Raw genomic sequence first — 17200 nt, 5'->3', positions numbered from 1 at the left:
GCGGGGCGGAGACAGGATCGCTGCTGGCCTTGCTGAACCGGGCCGCGGCCACCCAGGTCGAGGTCGGACGGCGGCCGTTGTCGGTCTATGACGAGCTGACCGGCACCCGCCCCTTCACCACCCACCCGAGCACAAAGGATTCCCGTTGAGCGAGCTGGTCTCCACCCGCATCCGCAGCACGGCCGCCAAGCTGGGCCTGCCCCACCTGGCCGAGGCCCTGACCCAATACGCTCAGCGGGCCGACGAGGCCAAGATGGGCTACCTCGACTTCATCGACTTGGTCCTCTCCGAGGAACTCGCCGTCCGGGACGACCGACGCTTCCGCCAGGGCCTGCGGCTCTCTCGGCTGCCGCACCACAGGACACTCGATGACTACGACTTCTCATTCCAGCCCGAGCTCGACCCCCGCAAGGTCAAAGACCTCGCCACCCTCTCGTTCGTCGAGGCCAAGGCCAACGCTGCCCTGCTCGGGCCGCCCGGGGTGGGGCAAGACACACATCGCCGTCGCTCTCGCGGTCGCAGCCTGCCGGGCCGGCTACTCGATCTACTTCACCAGCCTCGACGACATGGTCCGCAACCTCACCGCCGCCGAAGCAGCCGGGCGCCTGACCAGCAAACTCGGCAGACACCTGCGGCCAGCCGTCCTCGTTCTGGACGAAGTCGGCTACCAGCCCCTCGCTCGCGCCGAGGCAAACCTGGTCTTTCAGGTCATCTCAAAGCGATACGCAAAGGCTCGATCATCCTGACCTCGAACAAAACCTCCAGCGAATGGGGACAGGTGTTCGGTGACGAGGTCCTGGCCACGGCCATCCTCGACCGCCTCCTCCACCACTGCGACGTCATCTCCATCAACGGCCCAAGCTACCGCCTCAAGAACCGGCTCGCAGCCATTGAACGAGACCGCAACGACGCAGCCTGAAGATCGCGTCACTGGACCGTCCTGGACCCTGCCGATGCTGACCTGGGCGTCACTGACGCCCTCGTTGTCGCTCTCCCTGTTCCCCGCAGCTTCACTACCGATCGGATACGTGAAGCGCAGGTCCGCCTTGCTCTTCGGCCCTCTCCAGAGCGCTGATCGCCCGGCGGCGCCAACGTGCGCTGGCTACAACGGCAATCACGCCGACCAGCAGGCCGACCAGCGGAACTCCCCACGCTGCGGCCATGAACAAGGTCCCAAGTGATTCCATGACGCCCCCTCTCGGAGCGAGCGTACTCGGCAGGGCTACGACCTGGGGTCAATGCAGGGGCTTGGGGCTGGAGCAGGTCGAAGACTGGTGCACAGATCTTTGTACTCGGTGGAGCACTCTCACGAGTACGCCGACAGTCGCCGAAGCGATGCTCGGCCTTGCCGCGCCGCCGCCCCGTGTGTGTGGCCCCCGGCACGAGCGGCGCGGCCGGGCATGCTTGCGGATACTGGAATCGAGGGCCGTTCCGATGACGGGCGGGATTCGCGGCGATGGAGCAGATGGCAGCCGATGCGACCAGCGGTGCTTCGCGGGACGCGGGGGGCTGGCTCGGCGCGCTGCCGGTCGCCGCCGTGGCCACGGACCAGGCCGGCGTGATCGTGCGCTGGGACAACAGCGCGCAGGACCTGCTCGGCTATCCCTCCAACGAGGTGGTCGGCCGGCACATCTCCGACCTGCTGCACCCTGGGGCGGACAGGAGCCTGGGACGCTCGCTATGGGACCAGGCGGTGACCGGCCGCGGTGCGACGGGCACCGTGAGTTGCTGGCACCGAGACGGCCACCCCATCGAGCTGGAGATCTGGGCGACACCGGTGCCCGCCCGCACACGCGGCGGCACCACGGTTCTCGTCTTCGCGGCCGACGCGCACGCCGCCCGCGTGATCCGCGGGTCTTCTGCCGTGTGGGACGGACTGTTCGCCCGCTCACCGGTCGGGATCGCCGTCTTCGACACCCGGCTCCGCTTCCTTCGGGTCAACCCCGCGCTCGAGGCCATGAACGGTCTCTCCGAGGCCGCGCACATCGGCCGGCGACTGGTGGAGATCCTGCCCGGAGTGAACGCCGCCGCCATGGAGGCCGCGATGCGCCAGGTCCTGGAAGGCGGCGAGCCGGTCCTTGACCTCCGCCGCACGGGCCACACCCCCGCGAACCCCGACCACGACCACGTGTGGTCGTGCTCGTATGTTCGCCTGGAGGACCCCGACGGCCGGCCTATCGGGCTGACCGCCACGCTAATCGACATCACCGCCCAGCAGCGGGCCGAACTCGAAGCCGAAGCCGGCCGGCGCCGCCTGGCGCTGGTGAACGAGGCCACGTTCAAGATCGGCACGAGTCTGGATCTGGAGCGCACCGCGCAGGAGCTCGCCGACGTCGCCGTGCCTGACCTGGCCGACGCCGTCACCGTCGACGTCCTGGACAGTCTCGCCATGAGCGGCGACCTCGGCCCCGGCCTCGTCGGCGGCGCCGCCCTGCGCCGCCTGGGCAAAGCCCCGCTGACCGGCTCCGTCCTCACCGACACCCTGGCACCCTTGGGCCGGACCCTCACCTTCCCCGCCACCGCCCCGTACACCCAGGCCCTTGCCACCAGGCGTCCCTTCCTGATCGCCCGTCTGGACGAGCAGGCCATCGCTCCCGCACAGCGCTATTCCACCGCCCCGCCCGGCTCCTGGCCCTGGGCGTGCACTCGTACATGATGGTGCCGCTGCAGGCCCGCGGCGTCGTCCTGGGTCTGGCCACCTTCTACCGTCGGCGCCCGCTCGGCCCGTTCACCGACGATGACCAGGCGTTGGCCGGCGAGCTCGCCGCCCGCGCCGCAATCTGCGTGGACAATGCCCGCCTCTACCACCGCGAACACGACACCGCCCTGATCCTGCAGCGCAGCATGCTGCCCCAGCACGTCACCCCGCCCCCCGGCCTTGAGGTCGCCCACCGCTACCTGCCCGCCAGCGACGTCAACGAGGTCGGCGGCGACTGGTACGACGTCATCCGCCTCACCGGCGGCCGGGCCGCCCTCGCCATCGGCGACGTCATGGGCCACGGCACCCCCGCCTCAGCCGTCATGGGCCGTCTGTCCGCCAGCGTCCGCGCCCTGGCCCGCCTCGACCTCGAACCCGGAGACCTCCTCACCCAGCTGGAGGCCGCCCTGGAGGACCTGGCCGAGCCAATGCTCGCCACCTTCTGCTACGCCGTACTCGACCCCTCAAGCGGCCACTGCCGCATCACCCGCGCCGGCCACCCGCCCCCGGCCCTGGTCGAGCCCGACGGAACCGCCAGCCTCCTCGACCTGCCCCCGGCCTCCCGCTCGGCGTCGGCGGCACCCCCTTCACCACCACCGACCTCACCCTCCAGCCCGGCAGCCTCCTGCTGCTCTACACAGACGGCCTCGTCGAAACCCGCAGCAGCGACATCGACGACCGCCTCACCGAACTCACCCACCTCCTGACGCAACCCGGACCCTCCCTCGACCAGCTGTGCGACACCCTCCCTACCCACCTCGTCCCGGCCTCAGCCGACGACGACATTGCCCTCCTCGCGGCACGCCTGTCGCCCGTCCCCCTGACACCATGACGTCAACCCGCGGCATCACTCAACCGCAACGAATGCAGGCCAGCCCCCTGGTGGACAGGGCCGTTCCCCGCCTGCACGGCGCCTCGTTCACCACCCGATGAGACCTGCACAGGACGCTCCGACTGCCGCACTGCTCGACGCCTACTGGCTCGAACCCGACTCGCCCGCCCGGTGCGCCACACCCTGCTGCCCGTCGGCCGGCCGCACCGGCGGGAGGACACGCTTCGGCCGGCGGCAGACCGCCCGGGCAGCGAGGGCGGCGGCCGTCGCCGTATCCGCAGTCACCGTGCTGGCCGCCCTGTTGACCGTGTGGACCGGCCCCGCCACATGAGCAGGCCAGAAGGCCACCCGGCGGCCCCGGGGCCCCCTCCTCACTCGCGACCGCTCCAGGGCGGCGCGCGGCTAACGCCGCTGCGCGCAGCCCTTCGGTCGGCCGGTGCAGTGATCGCTCCCAGAGCCAAGATTGCAAAAAGATGGCCGATCATGGGACGGGGCGGCCTAGCTGCCGTCCGCCTCATGCCGTGAAACTCCTGACCGAAATACCGAGACGTACGGGAAGCTGGCCGCAGTGCCCACACGTCAGGAGCTGGAGCGGTTCTTCGTCCAGGACAACGTGGGCCGCGACCTCATCGCCTGGGTCGGTGGGCTGGATGGCCTCTCGGCACCGCGCACAGGCCCGGGCTGCGACAGTGACAGAAACCCGGCGGCTGGTACGGCGCCGAACCAGCCGGGGCCCAACCACGGCAGACCGATCCGGCGCCAGAACGACGACGACCTCGACGCCGGGAGGGAGTCGAGGCCGTCAGCCACACGAATCCTGCCGTCGGGCGTCAGGACAAGTGCACCTGTCGGAATGCCCAACGCCTGACGCGCCGGAAGGTTACTGACACACCATCCGTCGTCCACTGACATTCTCATGTCGCCCGGCATCAGTAGGTGCTGGCAGCTCGGGGAGCATCCGCCCGTTGTCGTGGACGCGGTGGATGATGTCGCCGCGTATGACCATGGCGGCGGCGAGGTCTTCGAAGGCTTGGCGCTGGGCGACATCGTTACTGTCGATTCCGCCGTGGACCCATACACGGAAGAAGACCTCAGCCTTTGGTGGCTGGATGGGGCCGCGGATGTCGGGGCGCGAGGTGACGATGTACGCGCCGGGAGGGATCTGACGCAGGACAAGCGGGCCGCCGAAGTCCGGGTGGTCGGGGGCGGCTTCGAGCCGGGGAAAACTCTCGTCGATGGGAGCCGTCCGGGAGCTCCGAGAGTCCCGCGTCCATCGATGCGACATCCGCAAGGGACAGTGGCAGGAGGAGGACAAAGCCTTCCATATCGACCACGACCGCGCATGCTGTCCATCCCGCGGCCCCTCATGCGGAAAGTGCGTCCGTGGCTACCTGTGCCACCTGTGCAACACGCAAGGACTGTCCTGGTATGAGCTTGTCGGCCGCAGCGTCGCCACAGTGCCGGTATTTGAGTACTACCTACGGCGGTACGAGCACCGCCGGAGGGAAACCGCTCTACCAGAGGCATAGCCCTTCATCCTCAGCGCTACATCCTGGGCCTCACCGGCCTCAAACGGCCGCCGGGCGGCGAACTCACCCCCACCCAGCGCACCGCCAACCGCGCACTGGCCCAAGCTCGAGCTCCCGTCGAACGGGGCATGGCACGGCTGAAGTCCTGGCAGATCTTCCGCCGAGCCCGCATCAGCCCCAACCGCATGACCGTCATTACCAAGGCAGTCCTCACCCTGGAGAGGCAACGCTGAAAACCCTCACTGACAGGCAACGGCTTACTTCATCGATTCCCGATGCCTTTCGTCAAGCCGCAAGGAACCATCTCCAGCGTGAGCTCGTAGCACCGCCCGGCCGCCGACTTCCTCCTATGCGCTGGTCCCCAGCCCATCGGTAAAGAGGCGAGCCACGTGGGCGTATGGCGCCTCGGACGGACCCGTATCGACGTTGGAAGCTTGCGAACTCGCCCACTAATCGTCGGGTTCGCCTTCGCCCACATGCTCGGCTTCAGGCTGATGCCGGGCTGAAGAACATCGGCTCCGCAAAGCTGTACCGGCCGGCAGCCGGAGAGGACGACAACTGGCCCGATCTGGGGCCTGTGTTCTCCACCAAGAAGATCGACTGGAACCTGATCGCCCAGCAGTACGACCAGATAGTGAAGTACACCCCCTGCGCGTGGGCAGCGCCGAGGCCGAGCAGGTCCTGCGGCGCTTCAACCGGGGCGGGCCCAAGCACCCGCCATACCGGCGATCGAAGAACTCGGTCGGACGGTGCGTGCTTCGTTCGTATGCGAGCGCCTCGCGGACGTCGAGAACTCCGCGAAGAAGTACTTCCGCTAGGTCAAGGACGGCGACCTGGCGGGTGCGGACAAGGAGCTCCAGGGGTCAGCATGCTCGCACCGCACCTGCTCCAGTCCGCGCTGGCGCACGTCAAATCGCGGCTGATGCAGGAGGTCCCGGCCGATCCGAAGTGGAGCCGCCCGGATGTGGACCTGCCCATCGGACGACGTTGGGCTACGCGCGCACACCGCTGGAGGAGGCAGCCGCGGTCCTGGCATACCTCCTGGGCTCCGGGCCTGGCCGGAGCCCAGGAGAAGACGGCGCTGCCCAGGAAGCTTCGGCGGGGACATCGCTCGACTGTCCCCGCTCAAGCTCCGCACCGCGGGTGTCTTCATCTCGTCAGCGCGACGGGCCGGACGAAACGCCCTGGCGGGGAGTGCGCAGTCCGTCGAAGAGCAGAGCGACCATGCGGTGGTTGCACTCGGGTCCTTCGCCGGGTACGGGCATGCACAGGTTGGCGACGGCGTACAGCAGGTCACGGGCGCTGACGTCGTCGCGTACCGTTCCGGCGGCTGCGGCGGTGGCGAGCAGTGCCGCGAGCACGGGGCCGACCTTGTCCATGAAGTAGCCGGACAGGGCCTCGTAGGAAGGATCGCCCGAGTGCAGGGCCGGGGCCAGTCCTCGTTTGGTTCCCAGGAGCTCGGTGTACTGGCGCAGCCACTCGGCGAGGGCCTCTGCGGGCTCGTGGGCGGCGCTGAGCTGCGGTCCTGTTGCGGCGAGGGCGTCGATCCCGCTTTCCACCACTGCCTTGACCAAGTCTGAGCGCAGGGGGAAGTGCCGATAGAACGTCCCGACGCCGTCGAGAACGGTCGGCGGGAGCTGTGTGGAGCGCGGCTTCACTGTCGCAACTCGTTCTCACTCAAAAGTGGAACCAGGCATGTCGGCGCTGCCGCTGGTCCGTACGTCACCACGGCGGCCGTCGTCCGGGTATCCATCGCGGCCACCAGCTCGTCCTCGGCGTTGAGGACCGTGACGCCGCCTTGGGCCGCTGCGGGCAGCGCCCTCGACCGACCAGCTCGCCCTTGGGCGTCGCGATCGCTTCCTGGCCACCGAACTCCCCGACCTGGGCGAAGCCGACGTTGAGCAAGTGTTTCTGGACGTCGTCTTCTCAATGTGCCGCGCACCCACTGCCGAGTCCGCGCCCTTGCCAGGACCGCCCAGCTCTCATTATCTTGACGTCAAGATTCCTTGGCAGAGGAGAAGATGTGGCTCTGGGAACGCTCGAATACTCCTTGAACGGCCTTCATCACGTGCAGCTTGCGACTCCTCCAGGCGCTGAGGAAATCTGCCGCGAGTTCTGGAGAGACGTTCTCGGCATGACAGAGCTCGAGAAGCCGCCGGTGCTGGCGGCTCGCGGTGGGTGTTGGTTCCGAGGCGGTTGCCTGGAGATCCACTTGGGGGTTGAAGAGGACTTCCGCCCGAGCAGGAAGGCGCATCCGGGCATCCTTGTGACCTCGCTCCAAGCGCTCGCCAGGCGATTGGAAGACAACGGAGTGAGCGTCACCTGGGATGACAGCTTTCCTGGCCACGATCGCTTCTATGCGTTCGACAAGCTGGGCAATCGCCTCGAGTTCCTTGAACCGAACGCGATTGCTGACGTCGAATGATCAGGGCGACCTTCTTCGTCCAGGTGTCGGTGCGAGGACCCCGCCGGGTCAGGCGCCGGGGCATCACAGCGATGAGTGCCCAGTTCAGGTGGTCCTCGCTGTGCTGAGGGAGCCGTTCGTAGCCCCGAACGTTGCGGGGAGCGTTCATTACCCGGCCCCGTGTGCGGTCGACTTTCGAGCAACTGTCACGACCTGTGGCGGGGAGCCGCGCCGACCCATGGGTGGTAGGCGTCTACGTCGACGTTACTGTTGCGCAGATAGTGACGACGTGTCGGCCGGCGAAGCGGTCGCGGTCTTCGAGGGTCGCCCCAATGCCGAGCGCGGCCGACCCTTCGACGACGAGGCCGGCGTGGTCGAGGAGCATCCGTCCGCCTAGGACTCCGCCCGTGATTCGCCGGACAGGACCGGCACTCTGATAGAGGGCGGAAATGCTCAGCCCGCGTCGAATGCCGCCTGCAACGCGCCTGCCGTGGGAGCTATGACAACCACGTTCCCCTGAAGCTCCGCAGGAAGATGACGGCGCTCCCTCTCGTGGAGAATCACTGCCCCACCGCTTTGGGGGACGACCGAGGCTCCGAGGGCTGCCGCCAGCCGGGCGAGCACTCCGAGCATCGCGCCACGGGTAGGGGGCGTCGCCGTCACGCACTGCATCCCCCTTTCACCTTGGGTCTCCTGGTAGAGATCCACTTCGCCCCGTCCTCCACGCGGAGCTGGGAGAAGCCCTCCTCCGGACCGCCCGCCACCACGTACGGCTCCGTCACCTGCCGAAACCGTTCGACGTCCAACGCGACAACCTTGCTGTCCACGAACCGGAGCAGGAAGATGCCGTAACTCACGGACACGCTCTGCCATCGTCATGATCCTGCGGACGGGGCCTAGTTAGCCGGTATCGGTGTCGAAGTTGGCTGCAGGGCAGTGGTTGTTGCAGCTCTTTCAGTGATGGCTTTCGTGAAGGACCGGAGGACCGCACAGCAGACCGGTCAGCTGGCGGTATGGCTTCCGCCTTCGCTCAGCCCGCATGGGACCGGTGGTCCCACACAACTGCTCCTCGAGGATCGTGCTGTCCGGCTTCCCTCCAACCGTGCCGGGTACCGGCGATTAAAGCGCCTCGCCCCCTACGGCTCGCCCGGCATGAACGCAGCCATTGGCGAGAGCACCCAGCTGCCTCACGGAGATGTCGGACCGCCCGCGCTCTTCCCGCCGCCTCCGGCCCACCGGGGCCTGCACGACCCGAAGGGCATCCCGCACTCCTTCCGGACGTCTGGGCCTGGCCTGGCCTGGCCACTGAACGAATCGAACGGGCCGGCAAGACAACTGCGCCGAGACGCCGCGATCCGCCTCGGCCAGATGACCCGCGATGGCTCCCGCGCCGCGGCTGCCCGCTACCCCGGCATCACCCAGGCGCCTACCAGTCCGCGACCGTCCCCATCCGCGCCTGGCGCTGAGGCGCTGAGGCGGGCTTCCTCGACGTAGGGCTTGACGCGCTGGTAGTTGCTTGCCGGTGAACCCGTATTCCGATGCCAGCCGCTCGTGGATGACCACGGCCTTCCCAGCCTCTGGGGCGCGACAGCGGTTCGCGGCAGGCCTAAAATCAGGTCATGCCCGAGAACCCCGGTGGAGACCCGACCGGCACGGCGGACGAAGAGGCGCAAGACGGCCACGACGGCACGGTGGACGCGGCCCTCACGGCCGTTGCTGAGGCCTGGGCCGCGGCCATCGTCTCCAACGACACTGCACGGATCGCAAGCTTCATGACCGACGACTGGGCCATCGTCTCGGAGTCCGGCATCGCCTCCAGGGACGAGTTCCTCGCGTTCGTCGCCTCCGGGAAGCTGACCCACTCGGCTATGGACCTCGTCAGCAGGCCCCGGGTCCGAGTGCACGGCGACACAGCGGTTTTCAGCGTGCGGATGACCAACACCGCCCATTACGAGGGCCAGCGGTTCGACGCCGACGAGTGGACGTCGGATGTGTTCGTGAAGCGGGACGGCCGCTGGCTGTGCCTGCTGAGCCACATCACGGCGGCGGCACCGTAGTCGGCGGCGTCGACAACGACGGCGCAGTGAAACCGCAGGGGCGCACCGGCGATCACCGGGGTGGTGTGGCCTCGCCCTGCCAGAAGCTCCACTGATACCCCCAGGGGTCAGTGATCGTGAAGGTCCGCGGCCCGTACGGCTGATCCACCGGAGCCTCCAGCTCCCCGCCCGATGCGGCCCTGACCAGCTCGAAATGCGCATCGACGTCGTCCACGTGCACGATAAACAGAGCGTTCCTGCCTTCGTCGCTCACCCCGCCGCCGCTGACTCCGATCTTCGTCGCACCCGCGTGGATGTCGGCCTCGAACGTCCGCCCTGCATCGTCGCGCCAGCGGACCGTGTCGGTAAAGCCGAGGACCCGCTCCATCCACTCGAGAGCCGCGTCCGCGTCCTGGTACCTCAGGTAGGGGGATACCCCTTCGATCGCCATGCCGTGCTCCTCCGGGCAGGGAGCCGAGGCCGCTCCTGGCGGCTCGGCCCGTACTGAATGGTGCTCGCCTTCCAGGCTGCCCTGCGTGGCCGGCGGATGAGGGCTATGACAGTCATGCGTGTCGCGCGCACGGCTGCCCTTCGCCCCCGGCCGTCGGCGCACACACGTTCGCCTGTGCCTGGCTGAGCACTCAACTGCGAGTGCGCGGACACCACCCCCGTACCGCTGGCGGGCACCGGCCCGCACCGACCTTCGACGTGCACTCGGGAGCGTCCGCGGTCCCATGTGTGGTCTTCGCCGAGCGCTCCATACCGAGCCGGTCGAAGAGGGAGCGCACGGTGGCCGCGTCCCGGCCGGGTGCTGCCCAGACCAGGGGCCCGCTGTCCTTCGACCACCGCAGTCAGGTGGCCGCCCGTCTCGATTCCGCAGAGGCCACCCGCACTGAGAACCGCGGGCAGAGCGTGCTCACAACATCTGGCAACCCAGCAGCTCGACTCACGATCCGCAGACATGCTCAGTGCGACAGGACATCAGCTGGTGCTTCCCGGCCACACCCTCGCGAGTCGCAGCCCACTCCAGCATTCCCGGTTCCCGCAGTTTCCGGGCACGGCGTCTGTTGTGATCCGCCCAGGGCGAAGAAGGACAGAGGTGGCGTCACCGGGTCAGCAGGTGCTCGGTGCGGTCCTGTCGGCGAAGCGGTCTGCGAGCCAGGGGAGGCCGTCGGCACTGGTGGCCTCGGTCGCGGCGATGTGCCCGGGGACGAGGTTGCCGGCGAACCTTACCGTCGCGCCCCGGCTGCACCAGTCGGCGGCCAGGTTCTTGCCGACCTGCTGGGGGACGACGTCGTCCAGGACGCTGTGGGAAAGCAGGACGGGCACCGCGGGCTTGCGCATGCCGAGCTGCTGGTCGGCCACGATCGTGTTCCACGGGGCGCGCTTGAGGCGCTCGGTCAGCGGGCGCCCGTCCGATGTCAGGAATCGCGAGTTCAGGAATGGATATTTGGCGAGGGCCTGCGTCGTGCACAGGTTGTCCCGCAGGTCGTTCGTCACGCGCTTGCCGTGGGCGGTCAGGTACGGGTCGATGTCGATGTCGTACGCGGTGGCCAGGCCGGACAGGGCGTAGTTGAAGAACGCCCCGTAGGCGGAGCCGTCCATACTCTCGGCCACCTTGTTCATGTCCGCGGGCGGAGCGCCGACGACGGCGCCCTTGATCTTCAGTTCGGGCGCGTAGGCCGGGGCCAATTCGGCGGCTGACGCCGTCGCGCCGCCACCCTGGGAGTAACCGTAGAGCGCGACCGGGCCGGAATCCGGGAGGTCCACCGCATCCAGGCGCTGGGCGGCCCGGACGGAGTCCAGGACCGCGCGGCCCTGCGCCTCGCGGGTCATGTACGTGTGCACTCCGGGTGTGCCGAGCCCCTGGTAGTCGGTCACCACTACGGCATAGCCCTGATCCAGGAGCCTCTTGATGGGCAGCGCCTCGTACTCGGTGCCTTCGGCGAGCTGGCGCGAGGGGGCGCACTTGTCCGCCAGGCCCTGTGTACCGGGAGCGAAGGCGACGATCGGGCGTTGGTCGTGGGGGGATGTTGCGGGGTTCAGCACGGTGCCAGTGACGGCGATGACCTTGCCGGTGCGGTCAGTGGTGCGGTACATGATCCGGTGTGCGGTTGCCTTGACCTTGATCGCCTTGAGCGGATCCAGGTAGAAGATACTCGACTCCGAGCTGAGCACGTCACCGTTGTCGGCGGCCAGGATTGCCGGCCGTTGAGGAGATCGCGGCTGACTGCCGGCAGCGACCGCCTGGCTGGTCGAGACGGTGAAGGTGAGCGCAGCGGAGGCGGTGGCGGTGCCGGTGGCGATGAGGGTTGCCACAGCACGCCGGCCGGGGGCGTGACGACAAAGCACGGGGGCTCCTCGGTCGGGGAACGGGAAGATCCACTGAGTACCGGAGGCCTGGAACCCGGCAACACCTATACGTAGGCGTGTCGCACATTTGGCGAAAAGTGACCTATGAGCGAAAGGGTCGTCGCTGGGGCCATGTCTGGGAGGCGAGCCTTCCCCCTGACATCGACGTGATGACCTGGTTGGGGGCCTCAGAACTTGCTACGGATCTCTATGAAGTCCCAAACGGCGCACCCGCCAGAGGCCCCGGTCCGACTGGACGAAGAAGCAATGAACGGCGTCAGATTCCGCTTGCTTCGTATGCCTGCCACCGGTGTGAGTACCCCTCCCGCAGTGGGCCGCCGATCAGATCCAGGAGTTCCTGGACCGTGGCTGCCAACAAGGCTGGATCGGCCCGTTCTGCCACACCCTGGTGTCCGTCCAGCAGCACCTTGCCCAGTTCTGGGTCCGCCGCCACGAGCCGGCGGGGCAGCCACTTGCCGATTCCCGTCCACGCACCATGGTGCGCAGTGAGCAGTCCGGCGGCTTCCCGCAGCACGTGATCAGCGATGACGAGTTGCTCGTGGCGGCTTGTGGGCGGAGTGTCGACCAAGTCGTCGAGGTAGCAGGTCAGCGCATAGCGGCCGTGGCGCCACTGCTCTGCTGTCAGGGCCGGTGGTCCCTCGGCAACGACCTCTTCCGCCAGTTGACGAGTCCGGGCGACATGTCCAGAGGGGTCGGTGACCGTTACCCCTTGGGCATAGACGAAGACCACGGTCGCCCTGCGACGAGCCCGGTCCCACTCGAAGAACTTGGGCAAATCCGCTACGGAGTTGAGGAACAGTTCTACGAGCCGCCCTTCGTGGCGGATCACCTCCCGGCCGCTTCCGGCGGAATCCGGCAGGAGGACACCGATGTCGAGGTCGCTGGTGGCAGTGGAGCGGCCTTGGGCAGCTGACCCGGCCAGAACGGCCCCGAGGGCCTGTGGAAACAGTTCTCCTACCAGGCGACCAGCCTGAGCCAGCACAGCTTCTTGATCACTCATGGGCGTTCATCGTGCCAGGCCAAAGACCTCGTCTCCAGACCCAGGACGCCGAGGCTTGCTGTCATGTCCTCCAACACGCACTGCCCATCCGCACTGCCCATCGGCACGCAGCAGCACGCCGTGCTGGAGACCGTGGCCGCCGCCCTGGTGTAGCAGCGGTTCAGACGGCCTGGGAGAGCGAGGCCCAAGCGGTCCAGACGTTCCTGGAGCGCGCGGACGGGGTGGGCGCGGTTCTGGACGCGGCGCCCGGTGACTTCCAGCTCCGCGGAGAGCCGACGGGCTTTGTTCACGAGTTACGGTTCGCCGTTCGCTGCCCCATCGCCGCCTGCTGCAGCGCGGTAGCGCAGGACGGTTCTTCCATGAGGCGCCCTCGGTCGTCGCCCTGAACCGGGCGCAGTGGCGGTAGCGATGCGCGACGCCTCGGAGGCTGGGTCGGCCCTCTTCGACGAGCTGGCCGGCGAACCCCGTCTGCGCGCCTACCACCCTTTCGTGACGCCCCTGGCTGACCTGCTACACGGCCACGGCCGGCGTACGCAGACCTCGACGGCGTACCGGAAGACGTTCGGCCCGGCGGGTGATGCCGATCTCGAAATTTGGCTCTGACCGGAGTTCCGCGAATCCCCAGGTCAGGGGCGGACTGCGGGAACGATTCGCCAGGGAATCGCACAATGCGATGTCAGTGCCCCGCGCCACACTGGCTTCCTCGCCGACCAGCAGGGGGCCAGTGTGGCATTCAGGGCCGTGCACGCCGAGTGGGGAACCGCCCGCACCCGCCCCGGCCCGACGTCTGCTCGCACCCGGCGGCCTCACCTTCTCAGACCCGGACCGCCAGATCTGAGCGCTACCACCACGGGTTGCACCACGTCCGGGACCAGCTCACCACCTAGCCCCACCGCCCGGTGTGCCAGCGCCTCCACCTGGACGTGGTCGTAGCCGGCCCGGCTCCCGCCTCGGATACCGTGTTCCTCTATGGGGTGCCATAACGGATGTGACGCCCCCACCGGAGGTAGACAGCGTATGAGTTCAAAGCGCAGCAAGAATCCAGCCCTGCCCGTACTTGACGACGCATTCCGACTCGCGTCGGTCAAGGACGCCCAAGAGTCCACCCGTGAAGTGGCCGCGCGGCTGGCCACCACCGAGCTGCGCCGCGTTTCCCACCCGGGCCGGGTCACCTGGGGGCCCACCGATCAGGCCGAGCCCGTACCGGTGCCGCCGACTGTGGTCGACGGTGACGGGGACCTGTGGCTGCGGGACCGGGGCACTGGCACCTGGACCATGCCCGAGTTCAACCCGAAGGAGTTCCCGGCCCGCTGTGGCGAGGTTCTGACGTGGAACGAGCTTGCCTGCGAGTTCGGCCCGCTGACCGCACTGGCCGACGACCGCCGCATCGGCGGCGGCCGGCGCTGACCGCGCAGCCTTCTGGGATGACCGCGCCCCTGAAGCGCCCGTTACGGGTAGCTGGGAGCTCCAGCTCACCGCCGAGCTCGACGATGGCGGCGAGCAGGTGAGTGTGGTGGTGGCGTGCGACCGCCTCGAGCAGCGTGGTGCGGGCCTGGCGCCACCCGATGTCCTCGGTGCGGCCGGCGTCGGTGGATTAGCCGGGTAGCACGGAGCGGCCTCAGCGTCGAAAGCGGCCAGGGCGGCGTGCAGCTCGGCGTCGAGAGCGGCGGGCGAACACGGCAACGGGGTGCTGATGAGGATTCGTGAAAATTTTGGCTCTGGCCGGAGTTCCGTGAATCCCCAGGTCAGAGCCGTTTGGCGGAACGTTTCGGCAGGGCATGTCTCGCTGGTGGGGGTTTGCTCGCTGGATGATGTGCTGTTCCGGGACGTCGATGTGCGTTTAGAGGCAGTGGAGTTCACGGTCGAGGTGTTGGTGGTGGTAGCGGCCGCTGGCGGTCCGCCGCCCAGATGTCCCGGGTGCCGTGCCAGGGCTCGGGCGGGTGCATTCCTGCTATGAACGGTGCCTGGCCGAGCGGCCCTTGTCTGGGAGGAAGCTACTGGCCAGGCTGCGGGTCCGGCGGTTCTTCTGCGACCGGGCCGAGTGCCGGCGGCGAACGCTCGTCGAACAGGTCGGCGGGCTGAGCGAGCGGTATCGCCGGTCCAGTCTCGGGTTGAAGACCTGGCCCCCGCCAGGTCGCAGTCGAGCTCGGAGGGCGGGCTGGCGAACGGCTGCGCCGCCGAATGCACCTCGCCGCCGGACGCACGCGACTGCTGGAGCTACTGGAACCTCCGCCGGTGCCGGAGCGAGCCCCGCGGGTGCTCGGTGTCGACGAGTTCGCCTTCCGAAGGGGCCGCACCGCGCCTGCCTGCGCAAACGCGTTGACGAGGTGACCGGTCTTATCCCGGAGGCGCCGCCCCTGATGCAGCTCCCGCTCCACGAACTCCCGCGGACACCGATCATGGAACGGACCAGGCACCGCCACGCTGACGTCCAGAACCTCGTCGCCGCGGGCTGGACCATCAGCGCCATCGCCCGCCGTCTCCACCTCGACCGCAAAACCGTCCGGCGCTTCCGCGACACCGACCTCGACCAGCTCCTGGCCTCGGTAAACGAACGCCAGCCGGCCGGAGTATTGGAACCGTTCAAGCCGTACCTGAACACTCGCTTCACCGACGGCCTCGGCCAGGTCAGCGCCAGCCGCCTCTTTCTGGAGATCCAGGAACGCGGCTACCGCGGCAGTCGCCAGGTCGTCCGCAAACACCTCGCCGCCCTCCGCGCCGGCAATGTCGAACCCATCCGCGCGGACATTCCCAGCCCTCGCAAGATCACCAGCTGGATCATGCGACCGCAAGACACCCTGCCAGCCGAGCTCGAACGCCGCCTGCTCGACGTACGGATCGCCTGCCCGGACATCGCCCGAGCCTGCGACCTCGCCCGCGCCTTCGCCGAGATCCTCCGCCACCGACGCGGATTCCTACTGACCGAGTGGATCCGCCAGGCCGAGCTGGACGCCCCGAAGCCGGTAAGCGGCTTCGCCGGCTTCCTCCGACAGGACCTCGACGCCGTCACTGCCGGCCTCACCCTTCACTGGAGCTCGGGCATCGTCGAAGGCCACGTCAACAGAGTCAAAACGCTCAAGAGGGCGATGTACGGACGGGCCTCCTTCGGTCTCCTCCGGACCCGCATCCTCATCACGCCGTAGTCTTCCAGCGTGCGCTACCTGGCAGAACCCTTCATCCTTGGCGCCCTTGAGCGGGGCCGTTCCATCGAGCAGTTCCTCGGACCGTCTGGAAGCCCCGAGCAGCTGGGATCCGCTGGGTGGAGGTACGACCGGTACAAGGGGCCTACGAGGTCCACCTGCACGCCGCTCTCGCCTGCGAACCCGTGACTGGCGACCTGGATTCGCTGTCACCGTTGTTTGACAGCGACGAAGAGGACTTCGGTCTCCTCTTGGCAACCACGAACGATCCCCTCACCGCCTTGGATTCTGCCGAGGCCCAAACGGGAGCAAGACGCGAACGCTGGGCAAACCAGTCCATGGCAGGCGACGAGTACCGCGACTACGTGGTCGCTGGCCGCCCCGCCATGGCACCTGACGGCCAGCCGTGGCCTCCGTCGCAGACCTCCTGACCTGTGATTTCACGGAACTCCGGTCAGAGCTGTCCGATTTCGTGAACGATCTCGGGCTCAGTCGTCGGCCGCGACCAGGAGCGTCAGCAGCGCCCGGTCCTGGTCGATGACGACGTACTCGTGGAAGTCGCTGTGCACGCTGCCCCAGTCGTGGAACCTCTGGCGTCCCAGGTCCTGGAGGCGGTAGCAGTTGGTGGCCGAGTCGATCAGGGCATGCACTGTCGTGGCAAGCGTCTTCTCCAGGGACTCTGGAAGGGAGCCGTACTGGTCGGCCCAGCTACGAAGGGTGCGGAGTGCCTCGGCGTTGGCAACCGGCCGGAAGGCATGCGCCGTGACGTGCTTGAGCCAGTACGGGCCGTGGCGCGTCCCCGCAGGATCGACGCCGCCGCCCGCGTAGTCATCGCGGAACTGTTCGTGCGCGACGAGCGCCTCCAGCAGCTCACTGTCCTGGACGCCCTGGGGGAACCGGAAGGACTTCACGTCGACCCAGCGGTAGCCGTGTGGGCCGCGACCTGTGAAGTCGTGGTGCCGGAAGTTCACGAGGACCTGAGCATCCAGGACGAGCTTTGTCACAGGCGCACGCTATCGCGCCGCGGGACGGCGAGCGATCGGCCTAGGGCTTCACGGAACTGCGGCCAGAGCCCGAAAATTCCTCAGTGCCGCTCTTCGTCCCAGTTGGTTCACGAAGTGGATCAACTGGAGAATGTGGGGAGCGGAAAGTAGAAGGACTCACCGATCGCCTGTCGGTGAGTCCTTG

14 protein-coding genes and 4 pseudogenes are annotated in these 17200 nt (G+C 68.0%); 11 read left to right on the top strand and 7 right to left on the bottom strand.

Going from position 1 to position 17200, the window contains the following annotated elements; genetic code table 11:
• Positions 1-145: 145 nt before the first annotated feature.
• The 6 genes and pseudogenes from istB to ACWGO0_RS08875 all read left to right on the top strand — a co-directional run.
• Positions 146-919 (top strand): annotated as a pseudogene (istB, locus tag ACWGO0_RS08900) (IS21-like element helper ATPase IstB).
• 537 nt (positions 920-1456) lie between these two features.
• Positions 1457-2656, top strand: coding sequence for a PAS domain-containing protein (locus ACWGO0_RS08895; RefSeq protein ID WP_453530219.1), 1200 nt, complete (start codon positions 1457-1459; stop codon positions 2654-2656).
• A pseudogene (locus ACWGO0_RS08890) lies at positions 2653-3530 on the top strand (PP2C family protein-serine/threonine phosphatase). Before ACWGO0_RS08895 ends, ACWGO0_RS08890 begins: the two are co-directional and overlap by 4 nt.
• A gap of 97 nt (positions 3531-3627) precedes the next feature.
• Entirely contained in the window at positions 3628-3861 is a 234-nt protein-coding gene (locus ACWGO0_RS08885) for a hypothetical protein (RefSeq protein WP_453530216.1), read from the top strand.
• 904 nt (positions 3862-4765) lie between these two features.
• Positions 4766-5059, top strand: a complete 294-nt coding sequence (locus ACWGO0_RS08880; protein WP_453530213.1) for an endonuclease domain-containing protein — start codon at positions 4766-4768, stop codon at positions 5057-5059.
• Positions 5060-5091: 32 nt separating this feature from the next.
• Positions 5092-5292: pseudogene (locus ACWGO0_RS08875) on the top strand (transposase family protein); the annotation flags it as partial.
• Positions 5293-6216: 924 nt separating this feature from the next.
• Here the strand turns inward: ACWGO0_RS08875 and ACWGO0_RS08870 are convergent.
• The gene (locus ACWGO0_RS08870) at positions 6217-6717 is read right to left on the bottom strand and encodes a TetR/AcrR family transcriptional regulator (protein WP_453530211.1); all 501 of its coding nucleotides are present in this window, start codon (positions 6715-6717) and stop codon (positions 6217-6219) included.
• A 365-nt stretch (positions 6718-7082) separates the two neighbouring features.
• Between ACWGO0_RS08870 and ACWGO0_RS08865 the strand changes: the two genes are divergently transcribed.
• Entirely contained in the window at positions 7083-7484 is a 402-nt protein-coding gene (locus tag ACWGO0_RS08865) for a glyoxalase (RefSeq protein WP_453530207.1), read from the top strand.
• Positions 7485-7669: 185 nt separating this feature from the next.
• Here the strand turns inward: ACWGO0_RS08865 and ACWGO0_RS08860 are convergent.
• Positions 7670-7863: pseudogene (locus ACWGO0_RS08860) on the bottom strand (threonine dehydratase); the annotation flags it as partial.
• Between the two features lie 259 nt (positions 7864-8122).
• Positions 8123-8320, bottom strand: a complete 198-nt coding sequence (locus tag ACWGO0_RS08855; protein ID WP_453530204.1) for a hypothetical protein — start codon at positions 8318-8320, stop codon at positions 8123-8125.
• A 762-nt stretch (positions 8321-9082) separates the two neighbouring features.
• On the opposite strand from ACWGO0_RS08855, the gene ACWGO0_RS08850 reads away from it, so the two are divergent.
• Entirely contained in the window at positions 9083-9520 is a 438-nt protein-coding gene (locus ACWGO0_RS08850; RefSeq protein WP_453530201.1) for a nuclear transport factor 2 family protein, read from the top strand.
• 52 nt (positions 9521-9572) lie between these two features.
• On the opposite strand, the gene ACWGO0_RS08845 is transcribed toward ACWGO0_RS08850, so the two are convergent.
• The 3 genes from ACWGO0_RS08845 to ACWGO0_RS08835 all read right to left on the bottom strand — a co-directional run bounded on the left by ACWGO0_RS08845 (position 9573) and on the right by ACWGO0_RS08835 (position 12872).
• Positions 9573-9950 (bottom strand): VOC family protein, encoded by a 378-nt coding sequence (locus ACWGO0_RS08845; RefSeq protein WP_453530198.1) that lies wholly within the window; start codon positions 9948-9950, stop codon positions 9573-9575.
• A gap of 662 nt (positions 9951-10612) precedes the next feature.
• Entirely contained in the window at positions 10613-11851 is a 1239-nt protein-coding gene (locus tag ACWGO0_RS08840; RefSeq protein ID WP_453530195.1) for a lipase family protein, read from the bottom strand.
• Between the two features lie 277 nt (positions 11852-12128).
• Positions 12129-12872 carry a nucleotidyltransferase domain-containing protein gene (locus ACWGO0_RS08835; RefSeq protein WP_453530192.1) on the bottom strand — a complete coding sequence of 248 codons (744 nt, stop codon included), beginning with the start codon at positions 12870-12872 and terminating at the stop codon, positions 12129-12131.
• A gap of 408 nt (positions 12873-13280) precedes the next feature.
• Between ACWGO0_RS08835 and ACWGO0_RS08830 the strand changes: the two genes are divergently transcribed.
• The 3 genes from ACWGO0_RS08830 to ACWGO0_RS08820 all read left to right on the top strand — a co-directional run bounded on the left by ACWGO0_RS08830 (position 13281) and on the right by ACWGO0_RS08820 (position 16015).
• Entirely contained in the window at positions 13281-13475 is a 195-nt protein-coding gene (locus ACWGO0_RS08830) for a hypothetical protein (protein ID WP_453530190.1), read from the top strand.
• A gap of 414 nt (positions 13476-13889) precedes the next feature.
• The gene (locus ACWGO0_RS08825) at positions 13890-14279 is read left to right on the top strand and encodes a hypothetical protein (RefSeq protein WP_453530187.1); all 390 of its coding nucleotides are present in this window, start codon (positions 13890-13892) and stop codon (positions 14277-14279) included.
• Positions 14280-15271: 992 nt separating this feature from the next.
• Entirely contained in the window at positions 15272-16015 is a 744-nt protein-coding gene (locus tag ACWGO0_RS08820; RefSeq protein WP_453530184.1) for a transposase, read from the top strand.
• A 485-nt stretch (positions 16016-16500) separates the two neighbouring features.
• Here the strand turns inward: ACWGO0_RS08820 and ACWGO0_RS08815 are convergent, their stop codons facing one another.
• Positions 16501-17016: a hypothetical protein gene (locus ACWGO0_RS08815; protein ID WP_453530181.1), complete on the bottom strand. Its 516-nt coding sequence runs from the start codon at positions 17014-17016 to the stop codon at positions 16501-16503.
• Positions 17017-17200: the final 184 nt, after the last annotated feature.

This window comes from Streptomyces sp. NPDC055749 (genome assembly GCF_053617235.1).
The sequence above is the reverse complement of the archived record's forward strand: the minus strand, read 5'-3'. Positions and strand labels throughout refer to the sequence as shown.

What these genes read in the sequence shown, in the direction of transcription:
- ACWGO0_RS08885 (WP_453530216.1), top strand. Translation starts at nt 3,628, where the DNA reads ATGAGACCTGCACAGGACGCTCCGACTGCCGCACTGCTCGACGCCTAC.
- ACWGO0_RS08825 (WP_453530187.1), top strand. Translation starts at nt 13,890, where the DNA reads ATGAGTTCAAAGCGCAGCAAGAATCCAGCCCTGCCCGTACTTGACGAC.
- ACWGO0_RS08830 (WP_453530190.1), top strand. Translation starts at nt 13,281, where the DNA reads ATGCGCGACGCCTCGGAGGCTGGGTCGGCCCTCTTCGACGAGCTGGCC.
- ACWGO0_RS08845 (WP_453530198.1), bottom strand. Translation starts at nt 9,950, where the DNA reads ATGGCGATCGAAGGGGTATCCCCCTACCTGAGGTACCAGGACGCGGAC.
- ACWGO0_RS08895 (WP_453530219.1), top strand. Translation starts at nt 1,457, where the DNA reads ATGGAGCAGATGGCAGCCGATGCGACCAGCGGTGCTTCGCGGGACGCG.
- ACWGO0_RS08850 (WP_453530201.1), top strand. Translation starts at nt 9,083, where the DNA reads ATGCCCGAGAACCCCGGTGGAGACCCGACCGGCACGGCGGACGAAGAG.
- ACWGO0_RS08880 (WP_453530213.1), top strand. Translation starts at nt 4,766, where the DNA reads ATGGGAGCCGTCCGGGAGCTCCGAGAGTCCCGCGTCCATCGATGCGAC.
- ACWGO0_RS08835 (WP_453530192.1), bottom strand. Translation starts at nt 12,872, where the DNA reads ATGAGTGATCAAGAAGCTGTGCTGGCTCAGGCTGGTCGCCTGGTAGGA.
- ACWGO0_RS08820 (WP_453530184.1), top strand. Translation starts at nt 15,272, where the DNA reads ATGGAACGGACCAGGCACCGCCACGCTGACGTCCAGAACCTCGTCGCC.